The organism is Asticcacaulis sp. AND118, from assembly GCF_020535245.1.
Taxonomy (GTDB): domain Bacteria; phylum Pseudomonadota; class Alphaproteobacteria; order Caulobacterales; family Caulobacteraceae; genus Asticcacaulis.
On the sequence record NZ_CP084910.1, the window covers coordinates 84,896 to 103,607 of the forward strand.

Annotated in this window: 14 protein-coding genes; 9 read left to right on the forward strand and 5 right to left on the reverse strand. The window is 62.9% G+C overall.

Going from position 1 to position 18,712, the window contains the following annotated elements:
• Positions 1 to 75 precede the first annotated feature (75 nt).
• The 4 genes from trxA (at position 76) to LH365_RS00415 (ending at position 2,897) form a co-directional block, all read left to right on the forward strand.
• On the forward strand, positions 76 to 408 hold the full coding sequence (gene trxA / locus LH365_RS00400; RefSeq protein ID WP_226744249.1) for a thioredoxin TrxA: 333 nt from the start codon (positions 76 to 78) through the stop codon (positions 406 to 408).
• Between the two features lie 91 nt (positions 409 to 499).
• Complete coding sequence (locus LH365_RS00405; RefSeq protein ID WP_226744250.1) at positions 500 to 1,411, forward strand: diacylglycerol kinase family protein; 912 nt, start codon at positions 500 to 502, stop codon at positions 1,409 to 1,411.
• A complete protein-coding gene (locus LH365_RS00410; RefSeq protein ID WP_226744251.1) occupies positions 1,412 to 2,185 on the forward strand; it encodes a metallophosphoesterase in 774 nt (257 codons plus the stop codon).
• 37 nt (positions 2,186 to 2,222) lie between these two features.
• On the forward strand, positions 2,223 to 2,897 hold the full coding sequence (locus LH365_RS00415; RefSeq protein ID WP_226744252.1) for a LysE family translocator: 675 nt from the start codon (positions 2,223 to 2,225) through the stop codon (positions 2,895 to 2,897).
• Positions 2,898 to 3,196: 299 nt separating this feature from the next.
• Here the strand turns inward: LH365_RS00415 and LH365_RS00420 are convergent, their stop codons facing one another.
• A complete protein-coding gene (locus tag LH365_RS00420) occupies positions 3,197 to 3,454 on the reverse strand; it encodes a hypothetical protein (RefSeq protein WP_226744253.1) in 258 nt (85 codons plus the stop codon).
• Positions 3,455 to 3,640: 186 nt separating this feature from the next.
• On the opposite strand from LH365_RS00420, the gene LH365_RS00425 reads away from it, so the two are divergent.
• From LH365_RS00425 to LH365_RS00435, 3 genes are all read left to right on the forward strand, one after another.
• Complete coding sequence (locus LH365_RS00425) at positions 3,641 to 6,124, forward strand: DNA translocase FtsK (protein ID WP_226744254.1); 2,484 nt, start codon at positions 3,641 to 3,643, stop codon at positions 6,122 to 6,124.
• A gap of 256 nt (positions 6,125 to 6,380) precedes the next feature.
• The gene (locus tag LH365_RS00430) at positions 6,381 to 6,752 is read left to right on the forward strand and encodes a RidA family protein (protein WP_226744255.1); all 372 of its coding nucleotides are present in this window, start codon (positions 6,381 to 6,383) and stop codon (positions 6,750 to 6,752) included.
• A 130-nt stretch (positions 6,753 to 6,882) separates the two neighbouring features.
• On the forward strand, positions 6,883 to 7,548 hold the full coding sequence (locus LH365_RS00435; protein ID WP_226744256.1) for an outer-membrane lipoprotein carrier protein LolA: 666 nt from the start codon (positions 6,883 to 6,885) through the stop codon (positions 7,546 to 7,548).
• A gap of 228 nt (positions 7,549 to 7,776) precedes the next feature.
• Here the strand turns inward: LH365_RS00435 and pbpC are convergent, their stop codons facing one another.
• From pbpC to LH365_RS00455, 4 genes are read right to left on the reverse strand one after another with little or no spacing between them, the layout of a single operon-like run.
• Positions 7,777 to 9,855 carry a penicillin-binding protein 1C gene (gene pbpC / locus LH365_RS00440; protein ID WP_226744257.1) on the reverse strand — a complete coding sequence of 693 codons (2,079 nt, stop codon included), beginning with the start codon at positions 9,853 to 9,855 and terminating at the stop codon, positions 7,777 to 7,779.
• Positions 9,856 to 9,866: 11 nt separating this feature from the next.
• The gene (locus LH365_RS00445; RefSeq protein ID WP_226744258.1) at positions 9,867 to 10,262 is read right to left on the reverse strand and encodes a type II toxin-antitoxin system VapC family toxin; all 396 of its coding nucleotides are present in this window, start codon (positions 10,260 to 10,262) and stop codon (positions 9,867 to 9,869) included.
• Positions 10,259 to 10,510: an AbrB/MazE/SpoVT family DNA-binding domain-containing protein gene (locus tag LH365_RS00450; protein WP_226744259.1), complete on the reverse strand. Its 252-nt coding sequence runs from the start codon at positions 10,508 to 10,510 to the stop codon at positions 10,259 to 10,261. The genes LH365_RS00445 and LH365_RS00450 overlap by 4 nt, the downstream gene beginning before the upstream one ends.
• A gap of 55 nt (positions 10,511 to 10,565) precedes the next feature.
• Positions 10,566 to 15,533, reverse strand: coding sequence for an alpha-2-macroglobulin (locus tag LH365_RS00455; RefSeq protein WP_226744260.1), 4,968 nt, complete (start codon positions 15,531 to 15,533; stop codon positions 10,566 to 10,568).
• A 195-nt stretch (positions 15,534 to 15,728) separates the two neighbouring features.
• On the opposite strand from LH365_RS00455, the gene LH365_RS00460 reads away from it, so the two are divergent.
• Together LH365_RS00460 and LH365_RS00465 are read left to right on the forward strand one after the other, a co-directional pair.
• Entirely contained in the window at positions 15,729 to 16,229 is a 501-nt protein-coding gene (locus LH365_RS00460; RefSeq protein ID WP_226744261.1) for a response regulator, read from the forward strand.
• Between the two features lie 97 nt (positions 16,230 to 16,326).
• On the forward strand, positions 16,327 to 18,687 hold the full coding sequence (locus tag LH365_RS00465; protein ID WP_226744262.1) for a TonB-dependent receptor: 2,361 nt from the start codon (positions 16,327 to 16,329) through the stop codon (positions 18,685 to 18,687).
• The last annotated feature ends 25 nt before the right edge of the window (positions 18,688 to 18,712 follow it).

Below are 18,712 nucleotides of genomic sequence, written 5' to 3' on the forward strand. Positions count from 1 at the left end.
TTTCTGATGCGGCCTTACTTACCTTTGTCGCAAGTTTGATGCGCGCCCATTCCGGGCGCCTTAGGAAGTACACCCATGTCCACCGCCACCGTCAAGGTTACCGACGAGACCTTTGAAAACGACGTCCTCAAGTCCGACAAGCCGGTTCTGGTCGATTTCTGGGCCGAATGGTGCGGACCGTGTAAGCAGATCGCCCCGATCCTCGATGAAGTCGCCGAAGCCTATGGCGACAAGCTGACGGTGTCGAAGATCAATATCGACGATTCGCCCATGACCCCGTCGAAGTTCGGCGTGCGCGGCATCCCGACCATGATGCTGTTCAAGGACGGCAAGATGACCTCGATGAAGGTCGGTGCCATGCCGAAGTCGAAGCTGGTTGAATGGCTCAATGAAGCGGGTATCGCTTAATCGCGCAGCCAAAAGCTGATCAGATGCGGGCGTGAGGCGCAGGCTTCACGCCCGCATTGTTTTTTTGCACCTGCAACGGCACACCGAAGGCATGGCGGCTAAAGCGTACAACATCCTCATCAATGGCAAGGCCGGGACGGTGCTCAACCTCGGTCGCGATGCCATCACCGCGGCGATTGAATCGAGCGGCATGGGCGTGGCGGAACTGAACTTCGCCGAGCCTGAAGACATCGAAGCGACGCTCGACCGTTTCGCCAAATCGCCTCATCCGCTGCTGGTCGGCGGGGGCGACGGCACGTTGCGTTCCTGCGCTGAATATCTCAGCAAGAAGAACAAGGCCTTCGGCATCCTGCCGTTCGGCACCATGAACCTGCTGGCGCGCGACCTTGGTATGGATACATTGGACGCCGCATTGAAAGCCTACGCCAATGGCGCGGATGAAACGCGTATCGACGCCGGTGAAGTCAATGGCGAACTGTTTCTCTGCTGCGCCTCGATTGGCGTCATGCCCGAAGCCTCGGTCTTCCGCGAACAGCACCGCACCCACAACTTTCTACTGATGGTGCCGCACCTGTTCTGGTTCGTCGCCGACTATTTCGAACGGCGCAAAAACGAGCGCATTGTACTGCAGATCGGCAAGCGCCTGCATCGTTTCCGCTCGCCCGCCGTGGTGGTTTCGGCCAATCGCTACGCCGACACGACGCGGCTGGACGAGAGCAATTTCAAGCGCGAGGATCTTCAGGGCGGCGAATTAGCGGCCTATATCTCCTCGACCAAGACCCGCGTGTCGCACCTGCGTTTTCTGGCGCGGCTGATGGTCGGCAACTGGAAAAAAGACCCCGACCTGACGGAACTGACCGCGCCGGAAGTCACGTTGTGGACCCGCCACCGCAAGGAAAAGGTCTCGATAGATGGTGAAGTTACCGACCTCAAGACACCGCTGGAGATCAAGCTGAAAAAGCGCTACGTGCCGCTGCTCATTCCGACGAAAGAGGCAGCCTGAATGCGGATCGCGCACATTTCCGACCTGCACTTCGGCGCGCACGACCGTCGCGTGACGGAAATTCTGATCAGCGCCCTGATCGAACTTGAACCCGATCTGGTGCTGGCCAGCGGCGACATCACCCAGGACGCCACGGTGGAAGAGTTCGTCGAAGCCGCCGACTTCTTCAAGATGCTGCCCATGCCGGTCTTCGTCATCCCCGGCAATCACGATTTACCCGGCATCGACGCGCGCCGCTTCATTCGACCCTGGAAGCGTTATCGCGACCATATCGCCAGGGACCTTGAGCCCGAACTGCATACGGATCTGGTCGATATCAAGGGCATCAATTCGGCGCGCATGATCCTGCCGGCGTTAAACTGGGCCTATGGCTCGATCAGCCAGAAGCAATGCCGGGACATAGCCGCGTTCTTCGCCGGTTCGGCCTCGCCATGGCGCGTCGTGACGGTGCACCACCCGCCGCTCAATCCGAAGGAATTTCCGCTGGATGTGACGGTGTTCAATGCCGACCGGCTGCTGAGAACCGTCGCCGAAACGAAGACCGACATTGTCCTGTCCGGTCATCAGCATCATGCCTATGTCGAGACGCGGGTGATGAACGGCCACACCACCCTGTTCGTCTGCGCCTCCACCGCCATGTCGGTGCGTATCCGCAAGCAGCCGCAGGGCTTCAACCTGCTGGATTTCAACGACAAGAGCGTGCGCATCGAACTGCGCCAGTTGACCGGTGAAACATTCGAGCCCCTGTCAGCGGTCACCCACACCAAGGTCTGATCTCGACAAACGCCATCGATTGCGAAATAAGGGCGGCATGTTGTCTGCCCTCCCTGTCGATCCGTCGAAATACACCGCCTTTCTGGGCGCGATGTTCCTCATGGCCATCACGCCGGGGCCGGCCAACCTGTTCTGCATCTCGACGGGCCTGAGCCGCTCGGTGCCCAAGGTGCTGATGGGGGTGTTCGGCATCAATACGGCCAGCCTGATCTGGTTCGTCGCGGCGGCCCTGGGCCTGCACCTGCTGATCACCACCCTGCCCATGGTCTTTCACGCCATGACCATCGCCGGGGCCGTTTATCTGCTGTGGATCGCCTTCAAGACCGTTAAGGCGCGCAAATCGCACAGCGTCCACGAGCTTGACCTGCCCGAAAACGCCACAATCCTCGCGCGCGAAGGCCTGTGGCGAACCTGGAAGGACGGTTTCATGGTGCAGTTCCTCAATCCGAAGATCACCCTCTTCTTCACCGCCGTCCTGCCGCCCTTCATCGCGCTCGACCGGCCCGTGCCGCCGCAGATGCCCGTCTTTGCGGCCACGACCATCGGCATGGACGTCATCACCATGACGACCTACGGCCTGAGCGGTCTGGCCCTGACGCGCTTTCTGGCCAAAGGCCGTAACCGCGAATATTTCGAGCTGTTCGTGGGCGGGCTTCTGAGCCTGATCGCCATCGGCATCCTGTGGCACAGCGCCGCGGAACTGAGGCCTTAAGTATATCTTTTCGCTTGATTTCCATCCGGTGTGTGCGACCCTCTTCGGAGGTGAAACAGCGAAAGGAGGTGATCCGATGTCTGATCGTCATATGTCGGAGAGAGCGCGTAAAGGGTTTGCGATTCAGTCCTTTGGAATGGATTGCCTTTAAGCGCTCACGGCAAGGACAAGAAAGAGGACCACGCGGTTTCACGTGGTCCTCTTTTTCATTCAGGGCAATTGGCTAGAGTAGAGTCACCGCCCAGGGAGGGCGTAAACAAAATCCAGATCATTACGTTTCCACCCGAAAATCTAATGATCTAAAAGCCCGTCGTCCTTTCACCGGTGGTTTTCTCAAAAGTCTCGACCACATCATATTCGCGATCGTCGTCCTGTCCGGCCAGTTGCGCCGCGTCGAGGTTCGCGCCGGTATCAACATCCAGCGGCGTCAGGTCGTCCTCATCGTCGATACTATCGTCTTCGCCCTCGGTATCAGCGCCGGAAGGCATCACCTCGGCATTTTCGGCGATCTGGTTGGCGGGGTCGGTATCCGCCGGGATTTTGATGTCTTCAGCCATGATCTGTCTCCTTCAAAACCCTATACTGACGTCGCCCGCCGTAAGGATCGAGACGAAGCGCTGGCCTCGCGCATAAGGAACGGCCGCCTCGCCGTCGCGATGACTTTTTTAGGTCTTCGTAAACAGGTCTTAACCCTTTGCGTGCGATTAACCGGGCTTAACCATAAGTCAGAGTCAATTGCCCGCATGAGCACGGTTACCGCCCTCGTCTGGAATCATCTGGAATCGCGTTTTACGCTGGTCTGGCGTTCGGTGCCGATGGCGCGCCTGCGCGGGGCGCTGGTGTGCCTGCTGGGCCTGTCCTCGTTGATGGCCTACGCCTCCTATCGGGCGACCGACGCGAGTTGGAATACGGCCAGTGCCGAACCCGTGCACAATTTCCTCGGCGGTTTCGGCGCGACCATCGCCGATGTCGGGCTTCAGTCGCTGGGGCTGGCGGCGTGGCCCATGGCCGCGCTGATGACCTGGTTCGGCCTGACGCGCCTGATGCAGCTCGATCCCGATGAAGGTCGCCGCACCCTGCGCATCCACAGCCTCTATGGCGCCTTGTTCGTCCTGATGCTGGCCGCCGCTCTGGCCCCGCTGCATCTGGGCGACGCAAATTCGCCTTCGATCGGCGGCTTCTGGGGCACAGGTACGCATCACCTGCTCAGGAGCGTGTTCGACTTCATGCGTCTGCCGGGCGGCGACGTCATCGCCAGCGTCATCTTCGGCGCGGCAGCCCTGTGGGCCTTCAATCAGGCCCTGCGACTGACGTCCGGAAGCTATGTCCGCGCCGCCGGTTTTGTGCTGGGCGGTTTCAAAGGCGCGCTAACCGCTTCGGGCCTGCCGGAAAAGGTCCATTCGACCGTCACGCGCGAACCCAAGACCCCGAAAGCCGCCCGCGGCAAGAAGACCCCGCAGCCCTTCCTCGATGAAGGCGACTACACGCCCGACGCCGCGCTGGAGCCGACGGTCAACAATCGCGCGCCCGTCACGCCGGCTTACGACGAAGAGGCCCCGCCCTTCGACATCGACGACCTCGATCCCGACTCTGAACTGTCGGCCCCGGTCCCTCGGCAATCTGCACCCGAACCGAAAATCCGCATGGAGGCCCCGCGCCCGAAGCCGTCTGCGCGCGAACAGGATGAGCGTCAGTCCAGCTTCGAATTCCTCAAGCCGGGCAATTTCCGCCTGCCGGAACTGTCGATCCTCGCCAAGCCCAAGCCGCGCGCCGCGGGCTATGACGAAGCCGCCCTGCGTCAGAACGCCCGAATGCTGGAAAGCGTGCTGGCCGAATTCGGCGTCAAGGGCGTCATCGATCAGATCCGTCCCGGCCCCGTCGTCACCCTCTACGAACTGGCCCCCGCCGCCGGCGTGAAGGGCGCGCGCGTCGTGGCCCTGGCCGACGACATCGCCCGCAACATGTCCGCCCGTTCGTGCCGCGTCTCGATCGTTCAGGGCCGCAACGCCATCGGCATCGAACTGCCCAACGCCGTGCGCGAAACCGTCTATCTGCGCGACATGCTGGCCTCGGCCGAGTTCGAAAAGTCCGGCCACATCCTGCCCATGGTGCTGGGTGAAAACATCGGCGGCGAGCCCTATGTCACCGACCTCGCCAAGATGCCCCACCTGCTGATCGCCGGTACGACCGGCTCCGGCAAGTCGGTCGGCGTCAACGCCATGATCCTGTCGATCCTTTACCGGCTCGATCCGGAACAGTGCAAATTCATCATGATCGACCCAAAGATGCTGGAACTCAGCGTCTATGACGGCATCCCGCACCTGATCGCCCCCGTCGTCACCGATCCCAAAAAGGCCGTCGTGGCCCTGAAATGGGTCGTCAAGGAGATGGAGGACCGCTACCGCCGCATGTCGAAGATCGGCGTGCGTAACGTCGCCTCTTTCAACGAGCGCGCCAAGGCCACCGCCGCCGAAGGCAAGAACTTCATCCGCAAGGTCCAGACGGGCTTCGACGAAACCGGCCAGCCGATCTTCGAGATCGAGGAAATGGTGCCGGAGCCCATGCCCTATATCGTCGTCATCATCGACGAGGTCGCCGACCTGATGATGGTCGCGGGCAAGGACATCGAAGGCGCCGTTCAGCGTCTGGCCCAGATGGCCCGCGCCGCCGGCATCCACCTGATCATGGCCACCCAGCGCCCGTCGGTCGACGTTATCACCGGCACTATCAAGGCCAACTTCCCCACCCGCATCTCCTTCCAGGTGACGTCGAAAATCGACTCGCGCACCATCCTCGGCGAACAGGGCGCGGAACAGCTCCTCGGTCAGGGCGACATGCTCTACATGGCCGGCGGCGGCCGCATCACCCGCCTGCATGGCCCGTTCGTCGCCGACTCCGAAGTCGAAGCCGTGGCCGAATATCTGCGCTCGCAAGGCGCGCCGAACTACCTCGAAGACATCACCGCCGGCGGCGACGATGACGGCGATGGCGACGGCGGCGGCTTCGGCGGCGAAGGCGGCGGCTCGGGCGACGACCTCTACGACAAGGCCGTCTACTTCGTCACCATCGACCGCAAGGCCTCCACCTCCTACATCCAGAGGAAATTGCAGATCGGTTACAACCGCGCGGCCTCGCTGATGGAAAAGATGGAACAGGAAGGCGTCGTCGGCCCCGCCAACCATGTCGGCAAACGCGATATTCTCGTCGGCCCGCCACCGGGGATTTAGGTTTCCGTTTTAGGTTTGCTCCGCAGGGCAGGGGCCCCGCCCCTGCACCCGTAACGGTAAGTATGTAACCGCCTCCTATACCTCCCTGCACATAGTGCGGGGAGAGGGACCGCACGAAACGGCAAAGCCGTTGAGATGTGGGGGTGGGGTGTCTAACTTTTAATCCAACACCCTCGTTCCACCTTCGCTCAAAGGCGCTGCACGCCGGGTGCACGAGGACTGGACAGCGCCTAACCCCACGCGGCATAGTTACAAGATGACCACTGAACCCGCTTTCTTCGCCTACCCTTTCGACGCCGCCTTTTCCGAGACCGTGCGCATTGGCGACACCCTCTACCTGTCCGGCCACATCGGCGATGACGACGACGGCAACCTCGCTGAAGGCTTCGATGCCGAAGTAACGCAGATGATGGCCAATGTGAAAGCCTCCCTCGCCCGCTTCGGAGCCGGTTTCGACGCGCTGATTTCCGTGCGGGTCATGCTCACTGACATGGGCCAGCTTGACCGCTTCAACACCTTGTTCGCGGCTTATTTTGGCGACAAGCCGCTGCCGGTCTGCTCGGCCTTCGGCGTCAGGCAACTGGCGCTGGACGCCACGGTCGAGATCGAATGCGTCGCGAAGATTTAAGCCCTATTCATCCGCGGTTTAATTTACGGCCATCTTGTGCGGTCCTTATGTCATTTTGACGCCCTCAACCCGTCATCATAGCCGGTTAGGGTCTTTCTCAAGGCCCCATATCGCCGTATGAGATTACATCATGACCGAGCTTACCAAACGCGCCCTGCTCACGGGCCTGACCGCCGCCAGCCTCCTCACCGCCGCCCCCGTGCTGGCGCAGGGCCGCAGCACCATTCAGCAATTCGTCACGCCGCCGAAGTTCAGCGCGCAGGATCAGGCCCGCATCAACCGCGCGGTCGCCTATCTGCAAGCGCTCAGCACCGGTGCGGGCCGTTTCGAGCAGACCGATTTCAAGGGCCGCAAGACCGCCGGGAACTGGTGGCTGCAGCGCCCCGGCAAGATCCGCTTCGAATACGATGCGCCTTATTCGCTGCTAGTCGTTTCCGACGGTAAGGCGGTCAATACCTGGGACCCGCGCCTCAAGGCCTTCAACCAGTACCCGCTCAACGCCACACCGCTGTCGCTGTTCCTGTCGAAGCAGATTCGCCTCGATCAGGGCGTCATCGTCACCGAAGTCACCTCGACCACCGATGGCTTCCGTCTCAAGGCGCGCGACCGTCGGCGCGATGTCGAAGGCTCGATCCTGATGACCTTCATCGACCGCGGCGGCGCTTTGCAACTGGGCGAATGGACCGTGACGGATCAGCAGGGCAAGGGCACGCGGGTCAAGCTCGTGACTTTCGACCGCAATGCCGCCGTGCGTCCGGACCTGTTCGTCCTGACCAAACCCAAGGGCGCGAATTAGCCCTGAGTCATACCTCCCCACCTTTGGTGGGGAGGGGGACCGCACGAGCCGAAGGCGAGATGTGGTGGTGGGGTTTCTTACTTACTAAACTTCGGCATGAGTATGAGGATACGTTCGTGAAACCACCCCACCACCATTGGCTTTGCCAATGGTCCCACCGCCGGTGAAAGCTATACTTTCGCTGGCGCTATACCCCACCTTTGGCGGGAAGGTATGATCACCAACAACTCACGGCCTTGCCTGCGCGATGGCCTTGACCCGCACGCGCGAGCGGCTGGTCACGCCCTCGGCATCGACCACGCTGACCTCGTAAAAGCCTTCGGCGTCGGGAAGCCACTCCAACCGACCGTCCGCATCCGGAACAAGGGGCTGACCATTAACGTACCAACTCAGCGGCCCCTTGCCGCGCGCCGAAGGTTTCAACCCGCGCAGGACCGAAAGCCTGCCCCCCGCCACCTGCCCTTCGACATAGACGGTCGCCTGATCCGGCGGGAAGAGGATAGACGGCCCACGCACAGCCGGTTTCAACGCCTTCAGCGCTTCCGGCGCCGCGGCGGGTGTCAGACTTTGCGGCGCTTGCGATGGGGCGTTGATCTGATCGAACACGTCGAACAGCAAGGGCGCAGAAGCTTCGCGCCCTGTCTGATCGATGCGCGACGCTCCGTCAGGCCGCCCGGTCCACACCAGCACCGCATACCCGCCGGCCACCCCGACCGCCAGCGCATCGCGGAACCCGTAGGAGGTGCCGGTCTTATAGGCCGGGCGGCTGGCCGTCTTCATCAGGTGTGCCGGCAAGCGTCCGGCGGGCGGCGGCGTTTCGCGCAAGATGCTGATGACACGCGAGGCCGCATCGGCGGCCATGAGACGCTGACCGGGTCGGGTGAGATTGGTCTGCGCCTCAGCTTCGGTCCAGGCCAGCGGCTTCATCAGCCCCTTGTCGCCAAGCGCTGCATAGAGCGAACCCAGATCCTGCAACTCTATGCCCGCCCCACCCAGAGCCAGGGCCAGACCCGCATCGCGCAGGCCGGTCTTGGGACGGATCAGACGCACGCCGGTCCCTTGCAGTCGCGACTCGAAAGCCCCGGCACCGATGCGATTGAGCACGGCCACGGCGGGGACGTTCAGCGAATGGGTCAAGGCCTCCTTGGCCGATACTTCGCCGTGGAATGTCTTATCGAAATTCTCCGGCTGATAGTCGCCGAAACGCGTCGGTGCGTCCATCAGGCGCGTATCGGGCGCGATGATACCCTCCTCGAACCCGAAGCCGTAGATGAAAGGCTTCAAGGTCGAGCCCGGCGAACGCACGGCCTGCACCATGTCGATCCAGCCCCCGGCGCGGTCCAGCCCCGACGAACCGACGCTGGCGCGTACGGCCCGCGATTTCACCTCGATAACAAGGATGGCCGCCGAAGAATTCGGCCCCTGCGCCACTGCCGTTTGCCGCGCCAGGGCTTCCAGCCGCGCCTGTAGCGATGCATCGAGGGTGGTCACCACCGTCGCCTGAAGTCCCTTGGCCTCCGACGCCAGCCGCCCCGCCGCGTGCCAGCCAAGCGCTGGGAAGACAAAGCGGTTTACGACCATGGGCTCGGTCTTGGCTTCTTCCGCTTGGGCGGTGTTAATGACGCCCTTGGCGGCCATACGGTCTAGCACGATGTTTCGCGCACGCAGGGCCCGTTCCGGATGACGGTCCGGGCGGCGCGCCTCAGGCGCTTGCGGCAAGGCGATCAGCAGGGCCTGCTCGTCCAGTGTCAGGCTTTCGGGCTCGTGCCCGAAATAGGACAGCGACGCCGCGCGCACCCCTTCGAGATTGCCGCCATAAGGGGCCAAAGTCAGATAGAGCGACAGGATTTCGCGCTTGGAAAACCGCGCCTCCAACTGCCAGGCGCGGAATACCTCTATCAGCTTGGACAGATAGTTGCGCGGCTTGGGTTCCAGCAGGCGCGCCGTCTGCATGGAGAGGGTCGAGCCGCCTGAGACAATGCTACCCGCGCTGAGATTCGAGCCGAAAGCCCGTGCAATGGCGACCGCATCGACCCCTTGATGCCACCAGAAGCGCTCGTCCTCGACCTTGAGCAGATGGCGCACGAAGCTCCTGTCGGTGCGGTCAAGATCGGCGCGGATACGCCATGTCCCGCCTTCAACCGGAAGGGCGCGCAGCCACACCCCGTTATGATCCAGCGCCACGGCCGAAGCCGCTTGGGCGCGCATCAGGTCCGGCGGCAGGACCAGATCAACCACACACACCGCGACCTGCAAACTCAGGAACGCGATCAAGGGTTTGATCAGACGGGGGATGAACCGGTCCATCCGGCTCTCACTCATGGCGCCCTCGCCGCAATGCCCTGTGCCGATAGCAGCGCCACGGCCTTGCGGTCGAAAGACACAAAGGTCTCACCGCCCAACCATGCGCCTTCAAACGCGATTATGCCATCGGCGAAATCGCCACCGGCCCTCAAGACGGCCAGACCCGCCTCAACAGCAGGACGACTGACTTCGACATTGGCCGCGGAGATCAGCGCATCGATCGCGGCCGCAATATCTTCAGTGTCGAAGCCATAGACCCGGCGCAGGACCCAGACGAATTCGCACAGGCAAGGCAGAGCGACGGCAATAATCTCTGCTTCGGTCAGAAGCCTTGCCGCCTTATCACCCTGAGCCGGATCATCGCGGACCACGGCCCGCACCAGCACATTGGTATCTATGCTGAGCTTCATTCCTCGTTTGCCCAGCCTTTGGCTGCGGCAGCATCGATCTCCTCCAGGGTAGCCACCTTGACCGTCCGCCCCGACAGCAGGCCGATGAAATCGCCGATGGACCCCGCAGGACGTGCCGCGCGAATAACGCCCCGGCCATCGGGCAGAAGATCAAGCTCGATCTGCTCGCCCGGCCTGATGCCCAGATGTTTCAGCACCTCCTTGCGAAAGGTGACCTGTCCCCTTGCGGTTACCGTCAATGTCGTCATTCTGCACCTCGCGTCGGATAGTAATGCAAATTTGCATTACTATCAACAGATTTGACTATCGCGGTGTGACCGTCAGACGGCCGCCCGCCGTGCGGGCATAGAGGTCGTGACGATAGAGGTCCTTCACCTCGACACCCGGCAGGTAGTATTCGCCCGGCGTCACCGCCCGCGCCACATAGGCCATGGCAAAGCCGCTGTTGGCCGAGACGTCCAACGCCGCCACATAGCGATCGTCGCGCGCCTCCTGCACATCGGTATGGCTAAGTTCACCGACGAAGCGGAAGGGTCCGTTTTGCGCATCGTCACGCGACAGGGTCATCTCGATCTCGAAGCCCGCCGGCAGGGCATCATCGACCACGATCGGGCGCGTTTCGGCGTAATTCGTCCGTCCACTGATGACCACCAGCACCTTCTGGCCCTGCAGCACCTGCGACGGATCGATCCGCTGACCCTGCAGGCTGTAATAGGCCTTGTCGACCGTATAGCCCTTGGCCTCGGCCGGCGGCGGGGCAACCGGCACGCCGGTGACGGTGATGGTCCGCCACACCGCACCCTTGCCCTGATTGGTGAACTTCGCGTCCTTGACCGAAGCGATCTGGAAGCGTTGCAGGCTCGACTTGCCATCCAGCGCCGTGACGTTCTCGCCCTTGATGGATAGCGGCCCGGCCTGAGCCAGCATCTGCGACGCGGCCTTCAGAACCTGCGCCTGTTCCTGCGTGTTCATCTGATCCGGCTCCTTGATATTGCGCTCCAGCAACGGAATCAGGTTCTTGGCGACCTCGGTTTCCCCGGCCTCATAGGCCAGAGCGATGACCGCCGCCACGTCGCGCAGCGGCGACTGATACCAGTCATAGGTCGCCTTATAGCCCAGGCTTTGCGCCGCCTGACGGAAAGCCGACCTGGCCCGCGCCTTATCGCCCATCAGGGCCAGAGCCGCCCCGACCTGCGCCTTCGACACCGGCGAACGCTCGGCCTTGAACTGCACGTCGTGATACCAGCGCAGGCGCGCCAGATCGCCCGACCCGGCCTTGGCCATCACATAGAGAGCATAGGCCGAAGCGCGCGAACGCATCTCTTCCGACACCGCCTTGGCCGCCAGAGCGTTCCACCACGGACCCTCATCGATCTTGAGACGATACGAAACCGAGGTGAAACCTTCCGGCTTCGACATGTCGCGCATGGCGTTCATCGCCTTGTCGATGGCGTCCTGCGGCACATAGATGCCGCGCTTGCGCGCCTCGATCAGGAAGTCGGTGGCGTAGGCCCCGATCCAGCCCTCGGCCTCGCCGTCGCCGACGCGCCACAGGCCGAAGGCCCCGTCCGCCGATTGACGATCAAGTAGACGATTCACCGCCCCTTTCAGGATAGTCTGCGCCCGCACCGCATCGTTGCCGCCGACGTAGAGCCACGGATAGGCGGCCGAAACGATCTGCTCGGTGCAGCCATAGGGATAACGATTGAGCGCCGCCGCCAGCGGGCCCGGATCGACGCCGCGGAACGGCGAGTAAGACACCTGAACCGTCGCCGATCCCGGCTGCAAGCCATTGAGCAAATCAGCGGGCAGGGTGAAGCTGCTGCCGGGCGCTTGCTGGGCGATGATCGTGCGCGTCTGCGCCCCCCAGCCCATGCGGGTCTGGATCTGATAGTCCTCGTCGAAGCCATAGTCCTGACCCGACAGGGCCAGATTGATCTTCGACACCCCGACCGTAGACGGGGCCTGAATGAGGATACCTTCCTGCACTCGCTGACCCTGACCGATATTGAAGGCCTTCCTGAAGGCGGTGACGATACCATTGAAGCCCTTGACGATGGACTCGTACAGGCCCGGCTTGCCCTCGACATTGTTCAGTTCCAGCGTGGCGAAGGCCTTATCGCCCGGCGCGAGGAAGCGCGGCAGGGCCAGTTCGGCCACCACCGGCTGACGCACGGTGAGCTTGTCTTCACCCGAACCCACGGCATCGTCGGTCCAGGCCACGGCCATAATCTTCAATTCGCCATTGAACTTGCCGACCGGCAGCTTGACGTGCGCCTTGCCGTCGAGCCCCGTATTGACCACGCCGGACCACAGGGCCACGGTCTTGACCGGGGTGGTGGTCAAGCCGTCACCGCCGATCTGATCGCCGCCGAAGACGTCCGCCGCCGCCCCCAGATTGGGGTCGAGCAACCGCCCGTAATCGTCGCGGTATTCCAGCCCCAGCGCGCGCTTGCCAAAATAGAAGCCGGCAGGGTCGGGCGTCTTGAACTTGGTCAGGTTAATGATGCCCTGATCGACCACAGCCACCGAAACGCGCGCCGTCTTGCCCAGACCCGCGCCCTCGACCTTCACCGGCACCTCGACAATCGCCTGCCCTGACTTGGAGAAGTCGGGTTTGAACACCTTGTCCTTAAGGTCAAGCGTGACCTTGAGCTTACGGTTCTTCGGATCGAGCGGCACATAGATCAGGCCCATGGCCCGACGCGGTTTGGAGGCATCGACCGGATCACGCGGCTGCACCACGCTGACCATGACATAGGCTCCGCCGCCCCAGCGCGCATCGGTCTTGAGCTTCACCGTCGTGCCGTTGTCGCCGACGCTGACGGTTTTCAGGTCGATCAGGCGGTCATTGGCCACGGCGATCTGCGCCTCGCCCTTATACGGCGATTTCAGCGTCAGGGTGAGGGTGTCGCCCTGCGCATAGGTCTGAGACCCTGACGTCAAGCGCACGAAGTCCGGCGCTTCGGTGCCGTCCGACGACGCGCCCCAGCCCGAAGCAAAGCGGATGATGGTCTTGGCACCGGTCGAGGCCTGCGTGATCTCAAGGCGATAATCGCCCCAGCCCAGACGGTTTTCAAACGTCAGCGGCGCACCGGCCCCGATCTCATGTTCCTTGTCCGAAACCACCACGTCCTTCGAGGTGCGCCGCCATTGCCAGCGCCCGTCCTGCTGATACCAGTCGTAGTTCCAGTTTTCGGAGATCAGCTTGACCTTGACGCCACGCGCCGTCACCGGCGCGCCCTGCGCATTGAGCGCGATCAGGCTGAAGGCCGTGACCGGGTTTTCGCCGTTTTTGGCGTCCTTCGTATCCAGCTTGACGCCGACATAGACGGGTTTCGTCCGGATACGGAGCGTCTCGACCTCACTGACCGGACGCCCGCCCGGCTCAAACACCGAAGCGGTAACCAGCGCCGTCAGCGGCTGATCCGTATCGTAGCTTGCGGCGAAGGGCAGGGTCGCATTGCCATCGGCGTCGGTCGCCGTTTCCGGCAGGTCGGCATACCGCTCATCGAACGGCGTCTGTTCGTTGCCGAAGCGGTAGTCTTTATATTTGGGGAAGGGATTGCGATCGACGCGCACCCGCGCCGAACCCGACACGGTCAGGCCCGAACCCGACGCGCCATAGAGGAAGCGCGCCGCGACCTGCACGGCGCGCGTCTCATTGACGGCGGTCAGCGGTCGCTCGACATCGGCCTTCATATCGACACCCAGACGCTGCGGCGCGAAGTCCTCGACCGCGAAACCGGCGCTGCCCTGTTCTTCGTCTATTCCTTCGATCAGCAGCCTGGCGCGCCATTGCCCGCGCGGCGCCGACTTCGGCAGGGCGATATTGGCATAGGCAAAGCCCTGCGGCGTCCGGGCGAACGGATAACGGAAGGCTTCGACCCCCGATGGGCGATAGACGACCAGCGCGCCCTTACGGTCCTTGATCGCCTTGCCGTCCGGATCACGCACCAGCGCCACCAGACGCACCGTTTCGCCGGGGCGATAGATGCCGCGATCCGTGTACAGATAGCCGTCGACCAGCGCATTGGTGGTGCGGCCATCGGTCAGCTTTTCATCCGAACGCCCGCCCACGCCCTGCGACGAGAAGTCCATCGGCGAGGCATAGATGTCCATGGCCGTGAAATCTTCCGCCGGGCCGTAGGCCATCAGCATCTTCGGCGACAGGGCGTCTTCGCCCTTCAACAGGGCCTTGTCAAAATGCACGCGGCCATCGGCGGCAGAGGTGGCTGACGACAGCTCCTCGCCGTTCTGCGCCACCAGCGCCACCTTGACCGAACCCATCGGCCTGGCGGTCTTGAGCGAGCGCACCACCACATCGACGCCGGTCGCGCCGGTATAGGTGGTCAGGGCCATGTCGGTGAACAAAATCCAGCGGCGCGCCTGCGCCGGCTGATCGTATTCCTTCTTGTCGCGGCCGCCCGATGCGTCCCTGACCTTGACCACATAGGCTCCGGCCTTGAGGTCTTTCAGCACGGCCCCCAGCGGGAAGACGGTGGTGACGCGTTCGCCTGAACCGCCCTTCACCGCCACCTTGCCGGACCAGATCTTGTAACCCTCACCCTTGGGGCTGTCCTCGCCCCACTCGTAATCGTAGTCGCCTTCGGGCGTGGCGTCCGGCGCACTGATCGTCTTGCGCACCAGATTGCGGTCGCCGACGCGCCAGACCTCGAAGGCCAGGGTCGAGACGTTCAGGCTTTCGACCGCCACCCCGTCGGATTCCTCGCGCGGCAGGATGACGCCATTGCCGGCAAACCCGACATAGGGCGGCTTTTCCCCGAAGGCGAAATCGACATCGGCATTCTGTTTCAGCGTGTCCTTGCCCGCCGAGGGCAGACCTTTCAGCAGGGTCACGCGGTGGTCGGTGAAGCCGAAGCCCCCGACGCACAGCTCGGACCCTTTGACCGTCACCGCCGGAGCCGACGACAGTTCCGGCGACACCAGCACATAGTCGCCGTAGGATTTCGCGGCATCCAGCGGTTTTGAAAATTCGATACAGGCCTGCGGCGACGCCCCCGACGTATCCAGCCTCTGCTTCCACACGGCGAAACCGGCGGGCTTCATGCCGCCCGAACGCGGAGCGTTCTTGTCGCGCACCTTGCCGAACAGCTTGCCCATGGTTTCGGTAATGGGTATCTGGCCCTCGGGCGCGGGTTTTTTGAAGCCCCCCTCGGTCGCCTTGGCCGTCAGAAACCCTACGCAGAAGCCTGAAATCAGCACCGCCGCCGCAGCGCTTATCAGGGTACGGTTACGCCAGTCGATCATGGGGACCCCCCGCCTGTTTTGCCGGGAGTATGGGCCGGTTCCCTGCGGGCGTCAAAACCTTGAATTCGGGACGATATGAATTTTTTTCATCACCCCGGTGACACGAGGACCCCGATTAAGGTTTCGCTAATCTTAATATTTTCGTAAAGGGTGAGGACCTAGGATTCACAACCGGGTAATCGCCGTGAGGGTTGAGTGAGTACTTTTTCGCGTGTGCTGGCGCTGGTCGTCGATGATAACCACTATATGCGGGTTATCGTTTGCACCATGTTGCGCGCCATGGGGATCACCCATATCCGCGAAGCCTCCGACGGCGCCGAAGCGCTGGAAATCGTGCGCGACTGGCGTCCCGACGTCATTATCACCGATCTGGTCATGGAAACGCTGGACGGCATCGAAATGACACGTCTGATCCGCACCGGTTCCGACAGCCCGCATCCCTATGTGCCCATCATCATGATGACCGGCCACACGGACCGTTCGCATGTGCTGGCCGCCCGCGATGCCGGGGTCAACGAATTCGTAGCCAAGCCGTTGACCGCCCGCGCCCTGATCGATCGCATGAAAAGCGTCATCGACAACGAACGCGCCTGGGTCAAGTCGTCCAACTATACCGGCCCGGATCGCCGCCGCCGCCGTAATCCGGACTTCAAGGGGCCGTTCCGTCGCGCCTCGGACAAGGCCGAGAATCTTTAAGAGCTATAATTTTAATTCACTTGCGCTTATTTTTTGAACGATTTAAGGGGTGTCGTCTAATAATTTGGCGCAAATTTGGAACCCTCCAAGGCCCCCTATGCTTACCCCCCTGCCTGTCTGCCTCGCCGCCCGCCTGCTGACCGCCACCGCGCTCGCCGGAACCTTTGCCGCCACCCTGGCCGCGCCCGCCCTGGCCCAGGACGTGACGGAAGTCGTGGTGACGGCGCGCAAGAAGCCCGAAGCCCTGTCGCGTGCGCCGATTTCGGTGGCCGTCATTACGGGCGAGCAGATGCGCGGTGCCGGGGCCTACGATCTCAGGGACGCACAGGTGCTGACGCCGTCCCTGCTGATTACCTCCACCGCCAATGAAGCCCAGACCACGGCCCGCCTGCGCGGCGTCGGCACGGTCGGCGACAATCCGGGTCTGGAATCCTCGGTGGGCGTGGTCATCGACGGCGTGGTGCGCGCCCGCACGGCCACGGCGATGAGCGATCTGGGCATGGTCGAGCGCGTCGAAATCCTCAAGGGCCCGCAAACCAGCCTGTTCGGCAAGGGGGCTTCCGCCGGCGTCATTCAGGCCGTGACCCAGGCCCCGCGCTTCACGCCGGAACAGGTTTATGAGCTGACGGCGGGCGAGCGCGGCACCTTTGCCGCCACCGCCTACGTCTCAGGACCACTGGCCGAGAAGCTGGCCGGGTCGCTCTCCCTCGTCCACCGCCAGCGCGAAGGCCAGTACCGCGTCGATACCGGCGTCGGCCCGCGCAGCGAAAGCCGCGACGGCGATCAGAACTACGATTCCGTGCGCGGTCAGTTGCTGTTCATGGACTCCGATCGCCTCAAAGTCAGACTGATCGCCGACTATACGGCGCGCGACGAAAACTGCTGCACGGGCACGGCGGTTCAGGTCGGCCTGAGCGCGCCGTGGCTCAACGGTCTGGCGTCGGGCCAGGGCGTGGCCACCAAGGCCGATGTCGACAGCCGCCACGCCTTCAGCAACCGCTCGACGGCTCAGCATATCAAGGACGGCGGCGTTTCGGGCGAGATCAACTGGCGTCTCGACAACGGCGCGACCCTGACCAGCCTGACCGCTGCGCGGCGCTTCGATCATCGTCAGGGCTACGACGCGGACTTCTCCGGCGCCGACATCTATTACCGCAATCCCGACGATTTCGGCACGCGCTTCGACACGCTGAGCCAGGAGTTCCGCTTGTCGGGGCGCAACGGGCCGCTCGACTGGCTGACCGGGCTTTACCTGTCTTCGGAAAAGCTGACCCGTCGCGACTCCTACGTCTATGGCGAGGATTACGAGTCCTACCTCAGCCTGCTGCTGTCGGGCGGTGCGTCGACCACCAGCCTGACGAGCCTGACCGGGCTGACGGCGGGCGTGGCCTATCCGGATGGCGGCGGGGCGCGCGACATCCACCGTCAGACCGAGCGCAACGCCGCCCTGTTCGCCAATCTGGACTGGGAACTGACGCCGGACGTGTCGGCGATTGTCGGCGTGCGCCTCAACCGTCAGACCAAGACGCTCGATTCCGCCTACAGAAATACCGATGGCGGCGTAGGCTGCGCGGCGGCGCAGGGTCTTAAATCGGCCGGCCTCGGCACCCTGTGTCAGTCCTTCTCCAACCCGGCCTTCAACGGTCTCGACATGACGCAGAAGCTGTCGGACGATGCGGTGACCGGCACTTTCAAGCTGAGCTGGCAGACGACCGCGTCGGTCATGACCTACGCCTCGGTGGCGCGCGGCTGGAAGGGTGGCGGTTTCAACCTCGACCGCGAACAGACAAGCACCTACGCCGCCGATCGCGATACCTCGTTCAAGCCGGAAACCGTCACCGCCTATGAGGTTGGGCTGAAGGGCCGCTGGTTCAACGGCCGCGTGGCCTTCGACGCCGCCGCCTTCCATCAGGCGTTCCGCGATTTTCAGCTCAACACCTTCCTGGGCGCGACCTTCCTCGTCACCTCCGTGCCGGAACTGACCTCGCGCGGGGTGGAAACCGAAACGCGCATCACGCTGAAGAACGGCCTGCGTCTGGTCAGCGGTGTGACCTGGGCCGAAAGCCAGTTCGGTCCGGAAATGGTGCCCGGCCTGCCGCGCCTGACGGACGCGCGCGCCTCTTTTGCTCCCAAATGGTCGGCGACGCTTCAGGCCGATTACCGCCGCGAATGGCGCGGGATGACTGTCGGGGCCGCCATCGATGCCCGCTACAATTCCGACTATAATACGGGCTCAGACCTCGCTCCGATCAAGATTCAGGGTGCCTATACGTTGATGAACGGCCGCCTGAGCCTCGCCAATCGCGACGAGACGGTGGCGCTGGACCTGTGGGCCACCAACCTGACGGACGAGACCTATTATCAGGTGGTCTTCGGCGCGCCGCTTCAGTCGGGCACTTTCAACGCCTTTCTGGGTCAGCCGCGCACCATCGGCCTGACCCTGCGCTTCCGCCGATAGGCTTTGCGGGACCGGGCATCTGTGC